At 67.7% G+C, this 17,976-nt stretch carries 18 protein-coding genes; 10 read left to right on the plus strand and 8 right to left on the minus strand.

Going from position 1 to position 17,976, the window contains the following annotated elements; all coding sequences use genetic code 11:
- Nucleotides 1-124 precede the first annotated feature (124 nt).
- Both FFS49_RS31990 and map read left to right on the plus strand, forming a co-directional pair.
- Nucleotides 125-361 carry a ParD-like family protein gene (locus FFS49_RS31990; RefSeq protein ID WP_039348336.1) on the plus strand — a complete coding sequence of 79 codons (237 nt, stop codon included), beginning with the start codon at nt 125-127 and terminating at the stop codon, nt 359-361.
- A complete protein-coding gene (map, locus tag FFS49_RS31995; protein ID WP_105816295.1) occupies nt 361-1,167 on the plus strand; it encodes a type I methionyl aminopeptidase in 807 nt (268 codons plus the stop codon). The genes FFS49_RS31990 and map overlap by 1 nt, the downstream gene beginning before the upstream one ends.
- Before the next feature lie 157 nt (nt 1,168-1,324).
- Here the strand turns inward: map and FFS49_RS32000 are convergent, their stop codons facing one another.
- A complete protein-coding gene (locus FFS49_RS32000; protein ID WP_046545261.1) occupies nt 1,325-1,828 on the minus strand; it encodes a GAF domain-containing protein in 504 nt (167 codons plus the stop codon).
- Nucleotides 1,829-1,930: 102 nt separating this feature from the next.
- Nucleotides 1,931-2,848 (minus strand): LysR family transcriptional regulator, encoded by a 918-nt coding sequence (locus tag FFS49_RS32005; RefSeq protein ID WP_039348327.1) that lies wholly within the window; start codon nt 2,846-2,848, stop codon nt 1,931-1,933.
- A 109-nt stretch (nt 2,849-2,957) separates the two neighbouring features.
- Between FFS49_RS32005 and FFS49_RS32010 the strand changes: the two genes are divergently transcribed.
- On the plus strand, nt 2,958-3,830 hold the full coding sequence (locus FFS49_RS32010; protein ID WP_105816307.1) for a pirin family protein: 873 nt from the start codon (nt 2,958-2,960) through the stop codon (nt 3,828-3,830).
- A gap of 126 nt (nt 3,831-3,956) precedes the next feature.
- A complete protein-coding gene (locus FFS49_RS32015) occupies nt 3,957-4,442 on the plus strand; it encodes a GNAT family N-acetyltransferase (protein WP_039348323.1) in 486 nt (161 codons plus the stop codon).
- A 25-nt stretch (nt 4,443-4,467) separates the two neighbouring features.
- On the opposite strand, the gene FFS49_RS32020 is transcribed toward FFS49_RS32015, so the two are convergent.
- From FFS49_RS32020 to FFS49_RS32030, 3 genes are read right to left on the minus strand one after another with little or no spacing between them, the layout of a single operon-like run.
- Nucleotides 4,468-5,337, minus strand: coding sequence for a cytochrome c oxidase assembly protein (locus FFS49_RS32020; RefSeq protein ID WP_105816294.1), 870 nt, complete (start codon nt 5,335-5,337; stop codon nt 4,468-4,470).
- Between the two features lie 10 nt (nt 5,338-5,347).
- Nucleotides 5,348-5,794, minus strand: coding sequence for a copper chaperone PCu(A)C (locus FFS49_RS32025; RefSeq protein WP_105816293.1), 447 nt, complete (start codon nt 5,792-5,794; stop codon nt 5,348-5,350).
- Between the two features lie 12 nt (nt 5,795-5,806).
- Nucleotides 5,807-6,442 carry an SCO family protein gene (locus FFS49_RS32030; RefSeq protein WP_105816292.1) on the minus strand — a complete coding sequence of 212 codons (636 nt, stop codon included), beginning with the start codon at nt 6,440-6,442 and terminating at the stop codon, nt 5,807-5,809.
- Nucleotides 6,443-6,724: 282 nt separating this feature from the next.
- Here FFS49_RS32030 and otsB point away from each other — a divergent pair, with 282 nt between their 5' ends.
- Nucleotides 6,725-7,477 (plus strand): trehalose-phosphatase, encoded by a 753-nt coding sequence (otsB, locus tag FFS49_RS32035; protein ID WP_039348314.1) that lies wholly within the window; start codon nt 6,725-6,727, stop codon nt 7,475-7,477.
- Nucleotides 7,474-8,853, plus strand: coding sequence for an alpha,alpha-trehalose-phosphate synthase (UDP-forming) (otsA, locus tag FFS49_RS32040; RefSeq protein WP_039348312.1), 1,380 nt, complete (start codon nt 7,474-7,476; stop codon nt 8,851-8,853). The genes otsB and otsA overlap by 4 nt, the downstream gene beginning before the upstream one ends.
- 77 nt (nt 8,854-8,930) lie before the next feature.
- Here the strand turns inward: otsA and FFS49_RS32045 are convergent, their stop codons facing one another.
- The gene (locus FFS49_RS32045; RefSeq protein ID WP_039348308.1) at nt 8,931-10,763 is read right to left on the minus strand and encodes an ABC transporter ATP-binding protein; all 1,833 of its coding nucleotides are present in this window, start codon (nt 10,761-10,763) and stop codon (nt 8,931-8,933) included.
- A gap of 563 nt (nt 10,764-11,326) precedes the next feature.
- Between FFS49_RS32045 and FFS49_RS32050 the strand changes: the two genes are divergently transcribed.
- The 3 genes from FFS49_RS32050 to FFS49_RS32060 all read left to right on the plus strand — a co-directional run bounded on the left by FFS49_RS32050 (nt 11,327) and on the right by FFS49_RS32060 (nt 13,939).
- A complete protein-coding gene (locus FFS49_RS32050; protein ID WP_006476459.1) occupies nt 11,327-12,391 on the plus strand; it encodes a glycosyltransferase family 4 protein in 1,065 nt (354 codons plus the stop codon).
- A gap of 237 nt (nt 12,392-12,628) precedes the next feature.
- On the plus strand, nt 12,629-13,435 hold the full coding sequence (locus tag FFS49_RS32055) for a hypothetical protein (RefSeq protein ID WP_071334166.1): 807 nt from the start codon (nt 12,629-12,631) through the stop codon (nt 13,433-13,435).
- Between the two features lie 39 nt (nt 13,436-13,474).
- Entirely contained in the window at nt 13,475-13,939 is a 465-nt protein-coding gene (locus FFS49_RS32060) for a DUF2214 family protein (RefSeq protein ID WP_105816290.1), read from the plus strand.
- A 107-nt stretch (nt 13,940-14,046) separates the two neighbouring features.
- Here the strand turns inward: FFS49_RS32060 and gudD are convergent, their stop codons facing one another.
- Entirely contained in the window at nt 14,047-15,399 is a 1,353-nt protein-coding gene (gudD, locus tag FFS49_RS32065) for a glucarate dehydratase (RefSeq protein ID WP_039348297.1), read from the minus strand.
- A 358-nt stretch (nt 15,400-15,757) separates the two neighbouring features.
- On the opposite strand from gudD, the gene FFS49_RS32075 reads away from it, so the two are divergent.
- Nucleotides 15,758-16,507, plus strand: a complete 750-nt coding sequence (locus tag FFS49_RS32075; RefSeq protein ID WP_039348294.1) for a FadR/GntR family transcriptional regulator — start codon at nt 15,758-15,760, stop codon at nt 16,505-16,507.
- Nucleotides 16,508-16,644: 137 nt separating this feature from the next.
- On the opposite strand, the gene FFS49_RS32080 is transcribed toward FFS49_RS32075, so the two are convergent.
- Nucleotides 16,645-17,793, minus strand: a complete 1,149-nt coding sequence (locus tag FFS49_RS32080) for a branched-chain amino acid ABC transporter substrate-binding protein (RefSeq protein ID WP_039348291.1) — start codon at nt 17,791-17,793, stop codon at nt 16,645-16,647.
- Between the last annotated feature and the right edge of the window lie 183 nt (nt 17,794-17,976).

A 17,976-nucleotide genomic window follows, 5' to 3' on the forward strand; every position in this document is an offset into this window, starting at 1 on the left:
GCAAACTGGAATTCGATGTCAACGGTATCGATCCCAGGCGGCTCGACGGAATTCGAACGGCTTGCCCGGCAGTCGTGCACGGCGTAATATACGAATCGACTACGTTTCGTTTAATTGGGGATATATGGGCATCATCAAGATTTCCGAGCACATGCACGAGCGGCTGCGCTCGACCAGCACGGCGCTGAGCCGCTCGATCAATGCGCAGGCCGAACACTGGCTGCGGGTCGGGATGCTGGCGGAACTCAATCCGGCGCTGTCCTATGGCGACATCTGCCGGATGCTGATCGAGGCCGAAGCACGGGGCGGTGAGACGGGGCCGGCGGAACCGGTCGAGCACGGCATCGAGCAGGTGGCGTAATGGCGAAACGAGAGATCCCGATCCGCGGTGCCGCGGAAATCGCCAAATCGCGCGAAGCCGCGAAGCTCGCGTCGCAGGTGCTGACGATGATCACCGAGCACGTGAAGCCGGGTGTCACCACCGACGAGCTGGACGTGCTCTGCCGCGAATACATCGTCGACGTGCTCGGCGCGATCCCGGCGAACATCGGCTACCACGGCTATCCGAAGACGCTGTGCACGTCGGTCAACCACGTGGTGTGCCACGGCATTCCGACGTCGCGGCCACTGCGCGACGGCGACATCGTGAACCTCGACATCGCGGTGATCAAGGACGGCTGGTTCGGCGATACGAGCCGCATGTATTTCGTCGGCGAACCGAACGAGCTCGCACGACGCCTCGTCGCGACGACCTATGAGGCGATGCACGCGGGCATTCGCGCGGTGCGTCCGGGTGCGACGCTCGGCGACGTCGGCTACGCGATCCAGCAGGTCGCGCATCGCGAAGGCTTCAGCGTGGTTCGCGAATACTGCGGGCACGGCATCGGCGATGTCTATCACGACGAGCCGCAGGTGCTTCACTACGGCCGTCCGGGCACCGGCGTGCCGCTCCGGCCGGGGATGATCTTCACGATCGAGCCGATGCTCAACGCGGGCAAGCGCGACACGCGCATGCTGGCGGACGGCTGGACGGTCGTCACGAAGGACCATTCGCTGTCGGCCCAGTGGGAGCACATGGTCGTCGTGACGGAAGCCGGGTTCGAGGTGCTGACCGAGGACGCGAAGCCGCAGGCGTTCCCGGCGCTGTCGGGCACGCACGCCGCCTGATACCTGCAGTGCGCCACGAAGGGTGGTGCGGTGGCACAGTGGAACGGGCCCCTTTGCGGAGCCCGTTTCGTTTTCGTTCGAGGTTGCGCGGTGCGCGCGATTTACGCGCGAACGCGGCGACCGGTTGTTCGGTGGAGGCGCGCGGCCAGGCCGCCGCTCAACCGCGCGCCTTCTGCCATGCGTGTTCGACGAACACGCGGCACAGCGCTTCCATCCCCTTGCGGTCTTCGTCGTCGAAGCGCGCGGCGACCGGGCTGTCGACGTCCCACACGCCGATCAGCGTGCCGTCGGCGGCCACCAGTGGCACGACGATTTCCGACTCCGATGCGGCGTCGCACGCGATATGGCCGGGGAAGTCATGCACGTCGCGCACGACCTGCGTCTCGCGCGTCTGCGCGGCCGTGCCGCACACGCCCTTGCCGAGCGCGATCCGCACGCAGGCGGGCTTGCCCTGGAACGGCCCGACCACGAGTTCCGTCCCGTCGAAGAAGTAGAAGCCGGCCCAGTTGAGACGGTCGAGCGAGTGGTAGACCAGCGCGGAGAAGTTGGCCGCGTTCGCGGTCAGGTCGCGTTCGGATTCGACGAGCGCGCGAGCTTGCTCGACGAGCGTCGCGTATTGATCGGCCTTGGAGGCGTTGGGGTCGTTGGACAGCGTGAACATGGCGGGAAAGCGATCAGGGTTGTGAAATGCGCGATGCGCGTACCGCAGTCTACGGCACGCGCGCCGGGTTTGCAGCGGCCGGTCACGCGTGAAGCGGCGCGCTCAATCGGGTTCGAGTTCGGCAAACCGCTCCGCGAGAAAATCCAGCAGGGCACGCACCGCGGGCAGCAACCCCCGGCGCGACGCGAACACCGCGTGCACGATTTCGCGGCGCGGCGCCCAGTCGGGCAGCACGATCACCAGCTCGCCGCGCGCGACCTCATCGCGCACCATCATCGTCGGCAACTGCACGATGCCGACGCCTGCCACGGCGGCCGCGCGCAGCGCGAGCATGCCGCCCGTCACGAAGCGCGGCTGGTGATGAATTTCCGCGTGAGCGCCGTCGGGCCCGCGCAGCCGCCACACGTGCGCGGACTGAGGGGCGCCGTGATCGAGGCTCGGCAGGCGCGCGAGATCGGCAGGAACGGCCGGGGCACCCTGCTCGCGCAGCAGAGCCGGGCTTGCGACGAGGCACTGGCCGCGCTCGGCCAGCACGCGCAGCGCGAGATCGCTGTCTTCGAGCGGCGGCGGGCGCACGCGGATCGCGACGTCGATCCCTTCGCCGACCACGTCGACGCGCCGGTTGGTTGCTTCCAGATGAATCTCGACGCGCGGGCACGCGACCATGAACGCGGCGATCATCGTGCCGACCAGCGAATCGAGCAGCACGATCGGGCAACTGACGCGCACGATGCCGCGCGGCTCCTCGTGCAGCAGCGCGATCGCTTCGTCGGCGGCATCGGCCTCGACGAGCATCGCGCGGCAATGCGCGTAATAGGTCTGGCCGACGTCGGTAACCGTGAAGCGGCGCGTCGAGCGCTGGATCAGCCGCATCCCGAGCCGCGCCTCGAGCAGCGCGATGCGGCGGCTCAGCTTCGATTTCGGCATGTCCAGCGCCCGCCCGGCCGGTGCGAAGCCGCCGTGTTCGACGACCTGCACGAAGTAGTAGAGATCGTTCAGATCCCGCGCTTTATCGTTCATGAAATGGAACGCTGAGTGCGATTTTGGCAGTCTACCGGATCGATCGTTCCACCACTATATTTCTACCCAGGATGCGAAACACGTGTTTCGCCGCAATTCGGAGAAGGCAATGAAGAAGATCCAGGGTGTGTACAGTGCGCCGCGCGGCCATTGGGTCGGCGACGGTTTCCCGGTGCGTTCGATGTTCAGCTACCAGTCCCACGGCGCGCACCTGAGCCCGTTCCTGCTCCTCGACTACGCCGGCCCGACCACGTTCGAGCCGGGTTCGGTCTCGGCGCCGCGCGGTGTCGGCCAGCATCCGCACCGCGGGTTCGAAACGGTGACGATCGTCTATGACGGCGAGGTCGCGCACCGCGACTCGACCGGCGCGGGCGGCGTGATCGGCCCGGGCGACGTGCAGTGGATGACGGCTGCGAGCGGGATCCTGCATGAGGAATTCCACTCGGAAGGATTCACGCAGCGGGGCGGCCCGCTCGAGATGGTGCAGCTGTGGGTGAACCTGCCCGCCGCGGACAAGATGGGCGCGCCCGGCTACCAGACGCTGCTGAACGCCGACATCCCCGTGGTCGAGCTGCCGGACGGCGCGGGGCGTGCGCGGATCATCGCGGGTGAACTCGACGGGCGGCGCGGCCCGGCCCGCACGCATACGCCGATCGACGTATGGGACGTGCGGCTCGTGGCCGGCGGCCACGCGCGGTTCCCGGTCGCCGAAGGACGTACGCTCGCGGTGGTCGTGCTGAGCGGTACCGTGCAGGTGAACGGCGAGACGGTCGCCCGCGAAGCGCAGTTCGTGCAGCTCGGACGCGACGGCCGCGACGTCGAGATCGAAGCGAACGGCGACGCGAAGCTGCTGATCCTGAGCGGCGAACCGATCGACGAACCCGTCGTCGGCTACGGGCCGTTCGTGATGAACTCGCAAGCGGAGATCCGTACCGCGATCGAGGACTTCAACAGCGGCCGCTTCGGCCAGATGCCGGCATGACGGACAGGCCCCGCGCAATGCGGGGCCTTTTTTTGCGCGCGGACGGTCGGTCGCGCGGCGAGGGTGCTTCGAGGCATAATCGTCGATTGCCGCGCGCCGGCCGGCGCGCCCGAATCAGGACCGACCATGAACGCATCCGCTGCATCCCCGAGCGCCGCCGATCTCGACTGGCGCTGGAAATCCTTCGACGCGCTGACGGCGCGCGAAGTCTATTCGATCCTCGAAGCACGCAGCGCGGTGTTCGTCGTCGAGCAGAACTGCGTGTATCGCGACATCGACGACGCGGACCAGGCCGCATGGCACCTGGCGGCCTTCGATCCGGCCGGTCGCGTGGCCGGCTATCTGCGCGTGCTGCTGCCCGATGCGCAGAACACCGACGTACGCATCGGCCGCGTGCTGACGACCGCCGCGTTTCGCGGCGCAGGCCTCGGCAACGAACTGCTGTCGCGCGCGCTCGAGCAGATCCGCGCGCAGTGGCCGGATACGCCGGTGAGCCTGCATGCGCAGGCCCACTTGCAGCGTTTTTACGGGGCATTCGGCTTTGCGCCGAGTTCGGAAGTGCACGACGAGGACGGCATCCCGCACGTGTGGATGAGCAGCGCACGCGCGTAGTGCGCGACCCGCCGCGCAGCAGCAGTCAGTGCGCGGCGTGCGCCACCGGCGGCTGGTCCGCGCGCTGCGCGGCCCGTTCATCGATCAGGCGGCCGCGCGCGGACAGCCGCAGCCAGTGCCGCAGCGCGATCAGCGCGCCGATCACGCTCATCATCGAGCCGGGAATCCACAGCAGCAGGCCGCCGATCTGCTGGTCGCGCAGCGGGCTCAGCCACGTGAATGCACGGCCGCAGATCGAATAGATCGGATACAGCTCGTGCGGCGTGAAGAAGATCAGCGCGCCGAGCGCGATCTGCGGCGGGATCGCCGCGACGACGATCAGGATCCGGCGGCCCGGCGACAACCGTGCGGGCGGCGCGGGACGTGGATCGACGACGAGCCACCAGAACAGCAGCCCGTCGATCACCATGCTCCAGTTCATCACGCGATAGAGACGCCAGTCGAGCATCGCGATGAAGTGAATCGGCGACAGCAGCCAGAAATAGATCAGCCCGACGAACAGCACGACCGCGACGACGGGATGGAACACCAGGTTGAGCGTCGCGCGCACGGGCGCCCACGCGAGCGCGGGGCGCACGAAACGCTGCCGCCAGCGGAACGGAATGCCCGCGCGAATCGCCGCGCCCGGATACGACAGCGCGATGAAGAACGGCCCGAGGTGGTGCAGCACCAGATGCTGCGCGCGGTGCAGGAAGAACTCGTGCTCGAAGAAATAGTCGAGCCGCGTATGCAGCGCGATGTAGAGCGCCGTCAGCCCGAACCAGAACGAGAATTGCCGCAGCGGCGACACCTTCGCCTTCTTCACGCCGCGTGCGAACAGCACGGCGGCGGTCAGTACCGCGATCACCACGGTGGGCGACGGTTCCCACGGATCGAGCCAGTACAGGACGTTCATTGCGCGCGCATCACTTCGCCTGGGCCGGCGACTTCACGGCGAACGGCGCATCGACCGTTTCTCCGTCGGAGAACTTCAGGCGCAGGTGCACGGTGTCGCCCGGCTTGATCGCGTGCTTCGGCTCCTCGAGCATGAAGTGATAGCCGCCCGGCGCGATGTCGACCTTGCGGCGCGCGGGGATCGTCAGCTTGTCGACCATTTCCATTTTCTGCGTCGAACCGTTCGAGACGGTCTGGTGCAGCATCGCCATCCCGTAGTCGGGGCTGTCGACGTCGATGAGATCGACCGGCTTGTCGCTCGTGTTCACGAGCGTCACGTAGCCGCCGGCCGGCAGCTTGTTCGGCAGCCAGCGCACCCACGCGTTCTGCGCGGTGATCGCGCCGGCGGCATACGCGTGGGCGCCTGCGCACAGCGCGGCGAGGAGGGCGAGCGTCTTGAGGGTCGTTTTCGTTTTCATGTCGGGATGAATTCAGGTAGTGGAGGCGGTGTCGATGATCCGGCGCACATCGGCGGCGATGGCGTCGGGCGAGTCGCGGTCGGTCGCAAGCAGGCGGGCGCGGCCGCTCGCGTCGAAGATGTAGACGGCCGAGCTGTGCGTGACTTCGTAGCCGCCGGACGGATCGCGCTTCTCCATCTGGTATGCGACGCGATAGCGCTTCGCGAGCGATTCGATCTGGCGATCGGTGCCGGTCAGGCCGCGTGCATGCGCGGCGTCGAATGCGGCGACATACGATTGCATTGCCTGCGGCGTGTCGCGCGCAGGGTCGACCGAGACGAACAGGATGCGCACGTTGCTTGCCTTCGGGCCGAGCTTCGCCAGCACCTCCATCAGCCGCGCCATCGTTTCGGGACAGACATCGGGGCAGTGCGTATAGCCGAAGTAGACGAGCGAGACCTGGCCGTGGAATGCATCGGCGTCGACGGGGTGGCCGTCGCCGCCCGTCAGCGTGAACGACAGGTCGGGCAGGTGGCCGGTGACGTTGGTCAGGTTCCAGCGCGGCTCGTCGTGCGTGCACGCGGCGAGCGCCACGGCGGCGGCGAGGGCTGCGGCCGTGCGGATGAAGCGGGAGACGCGCCGGTTCGGCGCAGTGCGGGCAGACGACATCCTGGGGCTCGATCGGACGGAAGGTTGACCGGCCGGCGCGGTGCCATGCGTCGCGCGGCAGGCGGTTGCGACTGTAGCGCAATTCGCGCGCCCGCGTCCTTTCGAAACCCGTACGCCGCGGGCGAGCGGGGCAATATGTCGCAGTTGACGCAGGCGGCAGCGCCATGCCGGCGCCGCGCCGGTTTCGCCCATCTCGATGCGCAGGCGCGGTAAGATGCGCACAATTCCATTCGCGCAGCGGCCGCCCGGCGTTTGCCGGCCGACCCTCACACTATCGAGTCGATGCAATCCGTTCCGGCTTCCCTGTCCCTGACCGACACCGCGTTCTTCTTCGACTTCGACGGCACGCTCGTCGAACTGGCGCCGACGCCCGACAGCATTCATGTTCCGCCGTCGCTGCTGACGCTGCTCGACGAGCTGCAGCGCCGCTCGCACGGCGCGGTCGCGATCGTGTCCGGGCGCGGCATCGACAATATCGACACGTTCCTGAAGATGCCCGGCATGCCGATCGCCGGCCTGCACGGCGCGGAGCGCCGCGATGCGAACGGCGACACGCAGCGCATCGGCTTCAACGACGAACGCCTGCTGCGCATCGAGCGCGAGCTGGCGGCCGTCGTCGACCGTCATCCGGGCATGCTGCTCGAAATCAAGGGCGCGGCCGTCGCGCTGCACTATCGCAACGCGCCCGAGCGCGAGGCGGCGGCGCGCGCGGCCACCGAGCGCCTCGTCGCCGACTATGCCGATGCGTATGTGCTGCAGCCGGGCAAGATGGTGTTCGAGATCAAGCCGAAAGGAGTCGACAAGGGGCGCGCGCTCGCTGCGTTCCTCGACGAGCCGCCGTTTGCCGGCCGTGTGCCGGTGTTCGCGGGCGACGACCTGACCGACGAGAAGGGCTTCGCGGTGGTCAACGCGCGCGGCGGGCTGTCGATCAAGGTCGGCGCGGGCGAGACGTCCGCCCGCACGCGGCTCGATTCGGTCGACGCGCTGCATGAGCAGATCGCGCGCTGGCTCGGTGCGGAGCAGCCGGACGCATGAGTCGCCTCATCATTGTTTCAAACCGCGTCGCGCCGATTTCGGAAGGCGAACCGGCGGCGGGCGGTCTCGCGATCGGCGTCTACGATGCGCTGAAGGAGACGGGCGGCATGTGGTTCGGCTGGAGCGGCGAGGTCGTCGCGTCCGGCGCGCCGCAGATCCGCGTCGAGGAGCACGGGCCGGTCACGTTCGCCACCATCGGCCTGTCGCGGCGCGACTACGACCAGTATTACCGCGGCTTCTCGAACGCGACGCTGTGGCCGGCGTTTCACTACCGCACCGACCTGATCCAGTACGACCGTCACGAGTTCGAAGGCTACAGCCGCGTGAACGTGTGGCTCGCCCAGCAGCTCGTGCCGCTGCTGCAGGACGACGACGTGATCTGGGTGCACGACTATCACCTGATCCCGTTCGCGCGCGCACTGCGCGCGGCCGGCGTGAAGAACCGCATCGGCTTCTTCCTGCACATCCCGTTTCCGGCTGCGCAGGTGCTCGTCAGCGTGCCGCCGCATCGCGACCTCGTCGAGTCGCTGTGCGCGTTCGACCTGCTCGGCTTCCAGACCGAACCCGACCTGCGCGCATTCTGCGACTACATCGAATCGGAGGCGGACGGCGCGATCGAGCGCGACGGCCACCTGGCGACGGTGCGAGCATTCGGCCGGACGCTGCGCGCGGCCGCGTATCCGATCGGCGTGCATCCGGACGAGATCGCGTCGCTCGCGCAGGCCGGCGAGCACGGCAAGGCGGTGCGCACGCTCGCGACCTCGCTGCGCGGCCGCAAGCTGATCATGAGCGTCGACCGGCTCGATTACTCGAAGGGGCTCGTCGAGCGCTTCCGTGCGTTCGAGAAGCTGCTCGAGCACGAGCCGTCGCATCGCAATCGCGTGTCGTTCCTGCAGATCGCGCCGTCGACCCGCGCGGAGCTGCGCGCGTACCAGGACATCCGCCTGCAGCTCGAAGGGGAGTCGGGGCGCATCAACGGGCGCTTCGCCGAGCTCGACTGGGCGCCGATCCTCTATATCCATCGCCAGTACGACCGCCAGCTGCTTGCCGCGCTGTACCGGCTCGCGCGGGTCGGCTACGTGACGCCGCTGCGCGACGGGATGAACCTCGTCGCGAAGGAGTACGTATCCGCGCAGAACCCGGAGGATCCGGGCGTGCTCGTGCTGTCGCGCTTCGCGGGCGCCGCACGCGAGCTGACGGGAGCGCTGATCGTCAATCCGATCGATATCGACGGGATGGCCGATGCGCTGTCGCAGGCGCTGACGATGCCGCTCGCCGAACGGCGTGCGCGTTATACGGACATGATCGCGCAGCTTCGCGAGAACAACGTGTCGGTGTGGCGCGACAACTTCCTGCGCGATCTGCAGCACGCGTAACCGACGGTTCATCGAGCAATGAAAAAGCCGCAGTGCGTCGCGCACTGCGGCTTTTTTGTCGCCTGCGGGCCGGTGTGTCAGGCCACGCGTTCGCCGGTCGGCGTGCTGCCGTCGGGGGCCGGGTGGTGGCGGCCGTGCTGTTTGGCGAGCAGGTCGCGGTACAGGCCGGGGCGGTTGCGCAGCACGTCGGGCGCGCCGTCGTCGATCACCTTGCCGTTGTTCATCACGATGATCCGGTCGAAGTTGCGCAGCGTCGACAGGCGGTGGGCGATCGCGATCACCGTGCGGCCGACCATCAGGCGGTCGAGCGCGCTCTGGATCGCTTCCTCGGACGCGCTGTCGAGTGCGGACGTCGCTTCGTCGAGCAGCAGGATCGGCGCATCCTTCAGGATCGCGCGCGCGATCGCGATACGCTGGCGCTGGCCGCCCGACAGCTTGACGCCGCGGTCGCCGACGATCGTGTCATAGCCTTCCGGCATCGCTTCGATGAATTCCGCGCAGCGGGCGTCGCGCGCGGCGGCGAGCACTTCGTCACGGGTCGCTTCGGGGCGACCGTACGCGATATTGTCGTAGATCGTCCGGTGCAGCAGCGAGATGTCCTGCGGCACGAGCGCGATCGCCTGGCGCAGGCTGTCCTGCGTGATCGTCTTCACGTCCTGGCCGTCGACCTTCACGGCGCCGTCCTGCGTGTCGTAGAAGCGCTGCAGCAGCGCGAGCACGGTCGACTTGCCGGCGCCCGACTTGCCGATCAGGCCGACGCGCTGGCCCGGCTCGATATGGAGGTCGAAGTGGTCGAGGATCGCGCGGCGGTGCGGATACGCGAACGTCACGCGCTCGAAATCGACGCGGCCGCCCTTGGCCGACAGCGGTTGCGCGTCGGAGCGGTCAGGCATCCCGTGCGGCTCGAGCAGCGTTTTCACCGCTTCGGACAGGCGCGCGATGTGCTGCGTGACGTCGACGAGCGCGACCGCGAGATCGCGCGTGCCGTGCAGGATCGTGAAGCCGAGCGAGCTGACGAGCACGATGTCGCCCGACGTCGCGCGGCCCTGGTCCCACAGCCACAGGGCCCAGCCGAGCAGGCCGGCGGACAGCATCGCGGTGATCACCGCGTGCAGCAGGCGCAGCTTCTCGAGATAGAGCAGGCTCTGCTGGCGCGCATCCATCTCGGCCTTGACCGTTGCGCCGAAGCGCTTCTGTTCGCGCAGCGTCATCCCGAACGCGCGCACGAGGCCCATGTTGCCGATCACGTCGACGAGCTCGCCGTCGACCGCCGCGGCCTTCGCCGCAAACGCGTGGTGGCGCGCCGAGCCGCGTCCGGCCAGCTTGAACAGCACGACGGAGAGCACTGCGGAGCAGCCGAGCAGGCCGGCGGCCATCATCGGATTGACGACGATGATCATCAGGATCGCGCCCATCACCGCGATGCACGGCGGCAGCACGTTCCACGCCATCGTGTTCTCCGACGTGTAGACGGCGTTCGACGTGGCCGTGATGCGGCTCGCGAGCGTGCCGGGCTGCTTTTCCGCGTAGTAGGTGGGCGAATGGCCGATCAGGTACTGGAACAGGTCGCGCCGCAGATCGCCGGTGACCGCGACGAACGTGTGCGCGGCGAACCAGCCGCCGACGCGCCACAGCAGGTTGTCGGCCGCGATCAGCCCGACGAGCAGCGCGAACGCGCTCCACAGCGGGCCGGGGTGATGCCGCCCGGTCGCCAGCACGTCGATCAGGTGCTTGATCGCGTATTGCGAGCCGAGCGCGCAGCCAACGGCGGCCAGCACGCTGCAGAGCACGATCAGGTGGGCGACAGGATGCAGGCGGATGTAGCGGAACAGGAACGCAATCGGTCGATGCGCGTAGCTCGACAGCTTCGCGTTGTGGGCGTTGCGCTGGGCAGGGGTGAGAGATTCCAAAATATGCGTGCGGTGATTCGGTGAGTGAGCGTGGCGGCTGGGTCGCAGGCCGGCGTTCGCCCGGACTGAATAATCCGGCATTGTAAACAAGCCCGCGTGTCGCGCTGCGCGAATCTTGCCTTGGCCAGGGGCTCGCGGTCGATTTTGAGATAAAATCCGGCATCCCGTCCTGCCTCATGTGCCGGAATCACGCTGCCGGCGGTCACGGGGTCAAGGAATGCCAAAAGGGCCTTCCACTCTAGAACGGACACCCAAGTCCGCGGGTTGCAAAGTGTTGCACCTTTGTAACAAAGTAAAGTGTTTGAAATGTTGTGCGCCGTATCGGGATTAACCCTAGATAATCGGCTCCGGGTTCGATTCCAGGTTTTTTACGAACCCCTGTCAACGGGTCTTCGTTTCAAACGTTCTATGCCTGTCGCGTCGCCGACGCTCCTTGAGCAGCGCGGGTTTGACGCCCCCGGCAGGCTGATTCGTCCGATCTTCGGACGACACGCATCCAGCCCGGACCGCCGGCAGGTTGCCGACCCATACCTGGTTTTTAGCCGATTTTTTAGGAGTTACGCATGCGAATCGCCCAAATCGCTCCGTTGCACGAAGCGGTGCCCCCGAAACTGTACGGTGGTACCGAGCGAGTGGTGTCCTACCTCACCGAAGCGCTCGTCGAGATGGGGCATGACGTCACGCTCTTCGCGAGCGGCGATTCGCAAACCTCCGCGAAGCTCGAAGCCTGCTGGCCGCAGGCGCTGCGCCTCGACCCGACGATCCGCGACGTGATGGCTCCGCACATGCTGCTCCTCGAGCAGGTGCGCCGCCGCGCGGAAGAGTTCGATGTCCTGCACTGCCACATCGACTACTACCCGTTCTCGCTGTTCTCGCGCCAGCCGGTCCCGCATCTGACGACGATGCACGGCCGTCTCGACCTGCCGGAACTGCAGCCGATCTTCAACGCATTCAGCGACGTGCCGGTCGTGTCGATCTCCGACAACCAGCGCATCCCGCTGCCGCAGGCGAACTGGCTGTCGACCGTCTACCATGGCCTGCCGGAAAACCTGCTGACGCCGATCCCGAACGTGAAGCCGAGCTACCTCGCGTTCCTGGGCCGCATCTCGCCCGAGAAGCGCGTCGACACGGCGATCCGCATCGCCGAGCAGGCCGGCCTGCCGATCAAGATCGCCGCGAAGCTCGACAAGGCTGACCGCGCGTACTACGAAGAGAAGATCAAGCCGCTGTTCGCGCTGCCGCACGTCGAGTACATCGGCGAAATCAGCGAGTCCGAAAAGACCGAATTCCTCGGCAACGCGCACGCGCTGCTGTTCCCGATCGACTGGCCGGAGCCCTTCGGCCTGGTGATGATCGAGGCGATGGCTTGCGGCACGCCGGTGATCGCGTTCAAGCGCGGCTCGGTGCCGGAAGTGATCGACAACGGCGTGTCGGGCTTCGTCGTCGAAGACGAGCTGTCGGCGGTTGCCGCGCTCAAGCGCCTCGATACGCTGCCGCGCGAGAAGGTCCGCGCTGCATTCGAAGCCCGCTTCTCGTCGAAGGTGATGGCGCAGAACTACGTGAAGGGCTACGAGGAACTGCTGCGCCAGAAGCGCCGCACGGTGCTCCGCGAAGTCAACGCAAGCTGATTGCGGGCCGCCGCCGCGCTGCGGCGCGCGGCTTGCCAACGACGCCCCGTCCGGGTTCCCGGCGGGGCGTTGTCACATCCGCGGCGCGGATCTGTTGTATTCTCGCCGCGCCTGACGCCGCGAACGGCCCCCGAAGCGGCCCGGCAGGGCATCCGTCCGTCTGTCCAGACGGTAATGTCCCTATAATGGCCGTGCCGTGAAATCCGGCCCCGCACGAATATCCAGAGGAGAGCAGTCTTGGCGAGAACGAAATCCACGCGCGCAGCGCCGGCCCCCGGCGCCGGTGTGATCTTCGCGTTGCGTGCGATCGGTCTCGTGCTGCTCGCGCGCTGGCTGTTCTCGATGTCCCAGATGGGCTATCGCTCGTCGCTGTCGGCGATGGTGTCGTCGCCCTGGGCCTTCGTCTACCTCCTGCTGATCTTCCTGTTGCTCGCGCTGCCGGGCGCCGTCGCGCGCGCCGAACGGCCGTTCCATCCGCTGCCGCAGTGGCTGCGCCAGGCACTGCGCGTCTTTGCGCTGATCGGTTTCCTGTTCGCCGTGTGGTCGATCGGCATGTTCGTCTGGGTGGACGGCTGGCGCCTCGCGCTGCATGCGGTGACGGCGACCAACGGCTGGCTCGTCGCCGCACCGGCGCTTTATGCGGCGATCGTGTGGATCTGCCGCCCGCGGCCGCTGTGGCGAACCAACGTGGCTGCCCGCCGCTTCGCGGTCGGCCGTTATGCGATTTCGCTCGACGTGCTGACGCGCACTGCGATCGTGTGGATGGAAAGCCGCAAGGTCGGCCAGTACGATGCGCGCGAACTGTCGGTGCGCTGGCCCGGCCGGGCGGCGCCTGCCGCAGGCGAGGGTGCAGCGGACGCACAGCCGGCCGTCGTGCCGCCGCGCCGCGGCAGCTTCTTCAATCGACCGAAGGTCGAACTGCTGTGGGATTCGCCGGCGGCCGTCGGCCATAACCGGCAGATCGTCATGCGTGCGCCGCTCGCGACCGAAGGCGACCGCGTCGCGGTGCTCGCGCTCGACGCCGCGCTCAAACAGCTCGTCTGACAAGTCCCGCGCACGGCAGGCGGGCGACAAGGAGGCGTGATGATCGTCCGCTGGTTGCTGGCTGCCATTCACCTGAGTGCGTTCGGCGTCGCGTTTGCCGCGATCGCGGGGCGTAACCGCGCGTTGCGCCGGCTCGTCGCGTCGGCGCAGGCGGCCGATTTGCCCGGCGTATTCAAGGCGGATGCCGCGTGGGGGTTATCGGCGCTCGTGCTGATCGCGACGGGCCTGATGCGCGCGTTCGGCGGTTTCGAGAAGGGCTCCGCGTATTACCTGCACGAACCGCTCTTTCACCTGAAGATGACCGCGCTCGTGCTGATCCTGCTGCTCGAGGTCGTGCCGATGCTCGGACTGATCCGGTGGCGTGCCGCCGCGCGGCAGCATCAGATGCCCGATCTGGGCCGTGCGCGCACCTATGTGCGGATCGGCCATTGGCAGGCGGTGCTGGTGATCGTCATCGTGTTCGCCGCGTCGGGGATGGCGCGGGGGATTGGGCCGGCCGGGTAGGTGCGGCCGGCTAGGCCTGGCCGGGTAGGTGCGGCCGGCTAGGCCTGCCCGGGCAGGTGCGGCCCAGGGCTCGACCGGGCGACTCTGCCGCCCGGTCCGTCCCGCACTCAGCGCACGAGGCAGGGGCGCTTGTTGTTGAAGGTCCACCCCGGAATCAAATACTGCATCGCCGCCGCGTCGTCGCGGGCACCGAGCCCGTGCTGCTTGTACAGCTCGTGCGCGACCGCGACGGCATCCATGTCGATATCGATGCCGAGCCCCGGCCGCTTCGGCACCTCGACCAGCCCGTTCTCGATCTTCAGCGGTTCGCGCGTCAGCCGCTCGCCGTCCTGCCAGATCCAGTGCGTGTCGATCGCGGTGACCTGGCCCGGCGCGGCGGCCGCGACGTGCGTGAACATCGCGAGCGACACGTCGAAGTGGTTGTTCGAATGCGAGCCCCACGTAAGGCCCCAGTCGCGGCACATCTGCGCGACGCGCACCGAACCCTGCATCGTCCAGAAGTGCGGATCGGCGAGCGGGATGTCGACGGCCTGCAGCTGCACCGCGTGACCCATTTGCCGCCAGTCGGTCGCAATCATGTTGGTGGCCGTCGGCAGCCCCGTCGCGCGGCGGAATTCGGCCATCACCTCGCGGCCCGAGTAGCCGTTCTCCGCGCCGCACGGATCTTCCGCGTACGCGAGCACATGATGCTGGTCGCGGCACAGCCGCACGGCCTCGTCGAGCGACCACGCACCGTTCGGGTCGAGCGTCACGCGCGCGTCGGGGAAGCGCTCGGCGAGCGCCGTCACGGCCTCGATCTCGCTCGCGCCTTCGAATACGCCGCCCTTCAGCTTGAAGTCGTTGAAGCCGTAGCGCGCATGTGCTGCCTCGGCTAGCCGCACGACAGCTTCGGGCGTCAGCGCGGCTTCGTCGCGCACGCGCGTCCAGTCGTCGGTCGCGCCGCTGCCGTCGCGGTAGGCGAGCGCGGTCTTCGTGCGGTCACCGATGTAGAACAGGTAGCCCAGCATTTCGACGCGCTCGCGCTGCTGGCCCTCGCCGAGCAGCGCGGCGACCGGCACGCCGAGATGCTGGCCGAGCAGGTCGAGCAGCGCGGCTTCGAGCGCGGTGACCGCGTGGATCGTCGTGCGCAGGTCGAAGGTTTGCAGCCCGCGGCCGCTCGCGTCGCGGTCGGCGAAGGTGCGCCGCACGTCGTTGAGCACCGCGTGGTAATTGCCGACCGGCTGGCCGACGACGAGCGCGCGCGCATCGTCGAGCGTGCGGCGGATGCTTTCGCCGCCCGGGACTTCGCCGACGCCGGTGCGGCCCGCGCTGTCCTTCAGGATCACGAGGTTGCGGGTGAAGAACGGGCCGTGTGCGCCGCTCAGGTTGAGCAGCATGCTGTCGTGGCCGGCGACCGGAATCGCTTGCAGGTCGACGATACGCGGCGTGTCGTGGGAGGGCGAGGCAGTGACGGCGTTCATGGGCGGCGATGGCGAAAGGGTGGGCAATGCCGTGCGGCAAATGCTTTGCCGCGCGCGACGGGAGGTGCGATCATTCGACAACCGACGTGCGCGGCGCGCAAGCCCCGCAGGTCGACGCAACCCGAAACGGGGTGGGAGCGACAACCTGACCAGCGGAGCGCGGAACGCGAACGCTGGCTGATCGTAAAGCATGGGACCGGGCGACGCAGGAATGCTCGCTTGAGTCGAAAGGAGATCCGTGTTTCGATCATCAGTCGTCGGATGACTTGTGACGCAGTATAATGAATCATCGGCTTTCGCTCAAACCCCGCGTAAACCCTCGGCCCACATTACGATCATTCAAAAAGGAACCGGCCTCATGTCCGTGCCTACGCTTCCCGCAGCGCCGCGCCGTCGCGCACGCAGCCTCGCACAAGATGTCGTCGACGCGCTGACCGCGCAGATCGAAAACGGCGCGCTGCGTCCCGGCGACAAGCTGCCGACCGAAACCGAAGTCATGGCGGCGCAGGGCGTGAGCCGGACGGTCGTGCGCGAGGCGATCTCGCGGATGCAGGCGAGCGGCCTCATCGAGACGCGCCACGGCATCGGCAGCTTCGTGCTGGAGCCGTCGCGCCGCCAGACGCTCGGCATCGACCCGGCGACGATCACGACGCTGCGCGACGTGCTCGCGGTGCTGGAACTGCGCATCAGCCTCGAGAGCGAATGCGCGAGCCTTGCCGCGCAACGCGCGAACGATACCGACCTGGCCGCGCTGCGGCGCGCGCTCGACGCGATCGCATCGGGGGCGGGCGGCGGCCGCGACACGGCGCAGCTCGACTTCCAGTTCCACCTGCAGATCGCGCAGTCCACCGGCAACCGCTATTTCGTCGACATCATGACGCAGCTCGGCACGTCGATCATCCCGCGCACGCGCGTGAATTCGGCCCGCTTTGCCGGCGACGATCTGGAGCGCTACGTCGGCCGGCTGAACCACGAGCACGAGGATATCTACGAGGCGATCGCGCGCCACGACCCGGAAGCGGCGCGCGCCGCGATGCGCACGCATCTCACCAACAGCCGCGAGCGGCTGCGCCGCGCGCACGAGGCGGCCGAGGCCGAGGCCGGCTGACGCATCGGGCCGCGCGGCCCGCCGTGCCGCCGGCCCGGTCGAATCGCCGCAACATCAGTCGTCATACAAGATCGATATCCATTCATCGATCACCGGGGCCGGGCGGCGTTGCCGCCGCCGGCCGCCGGCACCTCCGATCAGCCTCCCTTCGTCGTGATCGTCTTCCACGCGCCGTTCTTCACCTGGTACAGCGTCGACATCCCGCTCTTCAGCGAGCCGTCGTTCGCGAACGAGATGCGGCCGGTGACACCTTCGAAGTCGATCTTCTTCAGCGCCGGGCGATAGACCTTCGGGTCGATCGAGCCGGCCGCCTGCATCGCCTTGATCGCCGCCCACGCCGCGTCGTAGCCGAACTGCGCGTACGACAGCACGTCGACGCCGAAGCGCTTCTTGAAACGCTGTTCGAAATCCTTTCCTTGCGGCAACTCGTCGAGCGGCCGGCCGTATTCCCACGCCATCGCGCCTTCGGCGGCCGGGCCCGCGATCTTGATGAACTCGTTGTCCTTCACGCCGCCGCCGCCGACGAACTGCGCGTTCAGCCCGAGCTGGCGCATCTGCTTGATGAAGTTCGCGGCGAGCGAATCGAGGCCGCCGAAGAAGATCAGGTCGGGGTTCTTCGCCTTCAGGCTCGTGATCTGCGCGCGGAAGTCGACCGCCTGGTTGCTGGTGAATTCGCGGCCGATGAGGTTGCCGCCCGCGGCCTTCACAGCCTTCTCGAACTCGTCGGCCTCGCCCTGGCCGAACGCGGTGCGGTCGTCGATGATCGCGATGCGCTTCGCCTTCGTCACGTCGACCGCGTACTTGCCCGCGTTGCCGGCGTTCTGGCCGTCGGTCGCGATCACCATGAACATGTTCGCGAGCCCGCGCGCGGTGAGCGTCGGGTTGGTCGCGGCCGGATCGATCACCGGGATGCCGGCCTTGTCGTAGACCACCGACGCCGGAATCGTCGTCCCCGAGTTAAAGTGGCCGACCACGACCGACACGTTCTGGTCGACAAGCGCCTGCGCGGCCTGCACGCCGATGCGCGGGTCGGCCTGGTCGTCCTGCACGACGAGGTTGAAGTGGGCAGGCTTGCCGGCGATCTGCACCTTCTGCGCGACGGCGTCGTCGAGCGCGAGCTGCACGCCGTTCTGCAGGTCCTTGCCGTAACCGGCGTTCACGCCCGTGAGCGGCGCGGCGAAGCCGACCTTCACGTCGGTCGAATCGGCGGCCTGGGCGGCCTGTTGCGAGAGGAGGGCAAGCGCGGATGCAATCGACACCGACAGCAGGGAATGACGGAATTTCATGTTGTTCCTCTTGTTCGACACGTGCGAGTGAGTACCGCATGCGCTCGGGCGGGCCGGACGCGTGCGACGGGCGGGCGGTTCGACCGCTTCTCGGAATCGGGCGGGGAGGTCGGCATCGTTATCCTCGGAAGAATCTCCCGTCGGGCTCCGCGAAGAAGCGCCCCGATCGCCTCGATATATAGG

This window comes from Burkholderia sp. 4NA327C6 (assembly GCF_005502655.1).
In the GTDB taxonomy this organism is placed as follows: Bacteria; Pseudomonadota; Gammaproteobacteria; order Burkholderiales; family Burkholderiaceae; genus Burkholderia; species Burkholderia contaminans.

Bases quoted from the DNA above. Each gene is read 5' to 3' on its own strand.
- FFS49_RS32000 (WP_046545261.1), bottom strand. From the start codon at position 1,828: ATGTTCACGCTGTCCAACGACCCCAACGCCTCCAAGGCCGATCAATAC.
- map (WP_105816295.1), top strand. From the start codon at position 361: ATGGCGAAACGAGAGATCCCGATCCGCGGTGCCGCGGAAATCGCCAAA.
- FFS49_RS32030 (WP_105816292.1), bottom strand. From the start codon at position 6,442: ATGTCGTCTGCCCGCACTGCGCCGAACCGGCGCGTCTCCCGCTTCATC.
- FFS49_RS32005 (WP_039348327.1), bottom strand. From the start codon at position 2,848: ATGAACGATAAAGCGCGGGATCTGAACGATCTCTACTACTTCGTGCAG.
- FFS49_RS32015 (WP_039348323.1), top strand. From the start codon at position 3,957: ATGAACGCATCCGCTGCATCCCCGAGCGCCGCCGATCTCGACTGGCGC.
- FFS49_RS32050 (WP_006476459.1), top strand. From the start codon at position 11,327: ATGCGAATCGCCCAAATCGCTCCGTTGCACGAAGCGGTGCCCCCGAAA.
- FFS49_RS32080 (WP_039348291.1), bottom strand. From the start codon at position 17,793: ATGAAATTCCGTCATTCCCTGCTGTCGGTGTCGATTGCATCCGCGCTT.
- FFS49_RS32060 (WP_105816290.1), top strand. From the start codon at position 13,475: ATGATCGTCCGCTGGTTGCTGGCTGCCATTCACCTGAGTGCGTTCGGC.
- FFS49_RS32010 (WP_105816307.1), top strand. From the start codon at position 2,958: ATGAAGAAGATCCAGGGTGTGTACAGTGCGCCGCGCGGCCATTGGGTC.
- otsB (WP_039348314.1), top strand. From the start codon at position 6,725: ATGCAATCCGTTCCGGCTTCCCTGTCCCTGACCGACACCGCGTTCTTC.
- FFS49_RS31990 (WP_039348336.1), top strand. From the start codon at position 125: ATGGGCATCATCAAGATTTCCGAGCACATGCACGAGCGGCTGCGCTCG.
- FFS49_RS32020 (WP_105816294.1), bottom strand. From the start codon at position 5,337: ATGAACGTCCTGTACTGGCTCGATCCGTGGGAACCGTCGCCCACCGTG.
- FFS49_RS32025 (WP_105816293.1), bottom strand. From the start codon at position 5,794: ATGAAAACGAAAACGACCCTCAAGACGCTCGCCCTCCTCGCCGCGCTG.
- gudD (WP_039348297.1), bottom strand. From the start codon at position 15,399: ATGAACGCCGTCACTGCCTCGCCCTCCCACGACACGCCGCGTATCGTC.
- FFS49_RS32075 (WP_039348294.1), top strand. From the start codon at position 15,758: ATGTCCGTGCCTACGCTTCCCGCAGCGCCGCGCCGTCGCGCACGCAGC.
- otsA (WP_039348312.1), top strand. From the start codon at position 7,474: ATGAGTCGCCTCATCATTGTTTCAAACCGCGTCGCGCCGATTTCGGAA.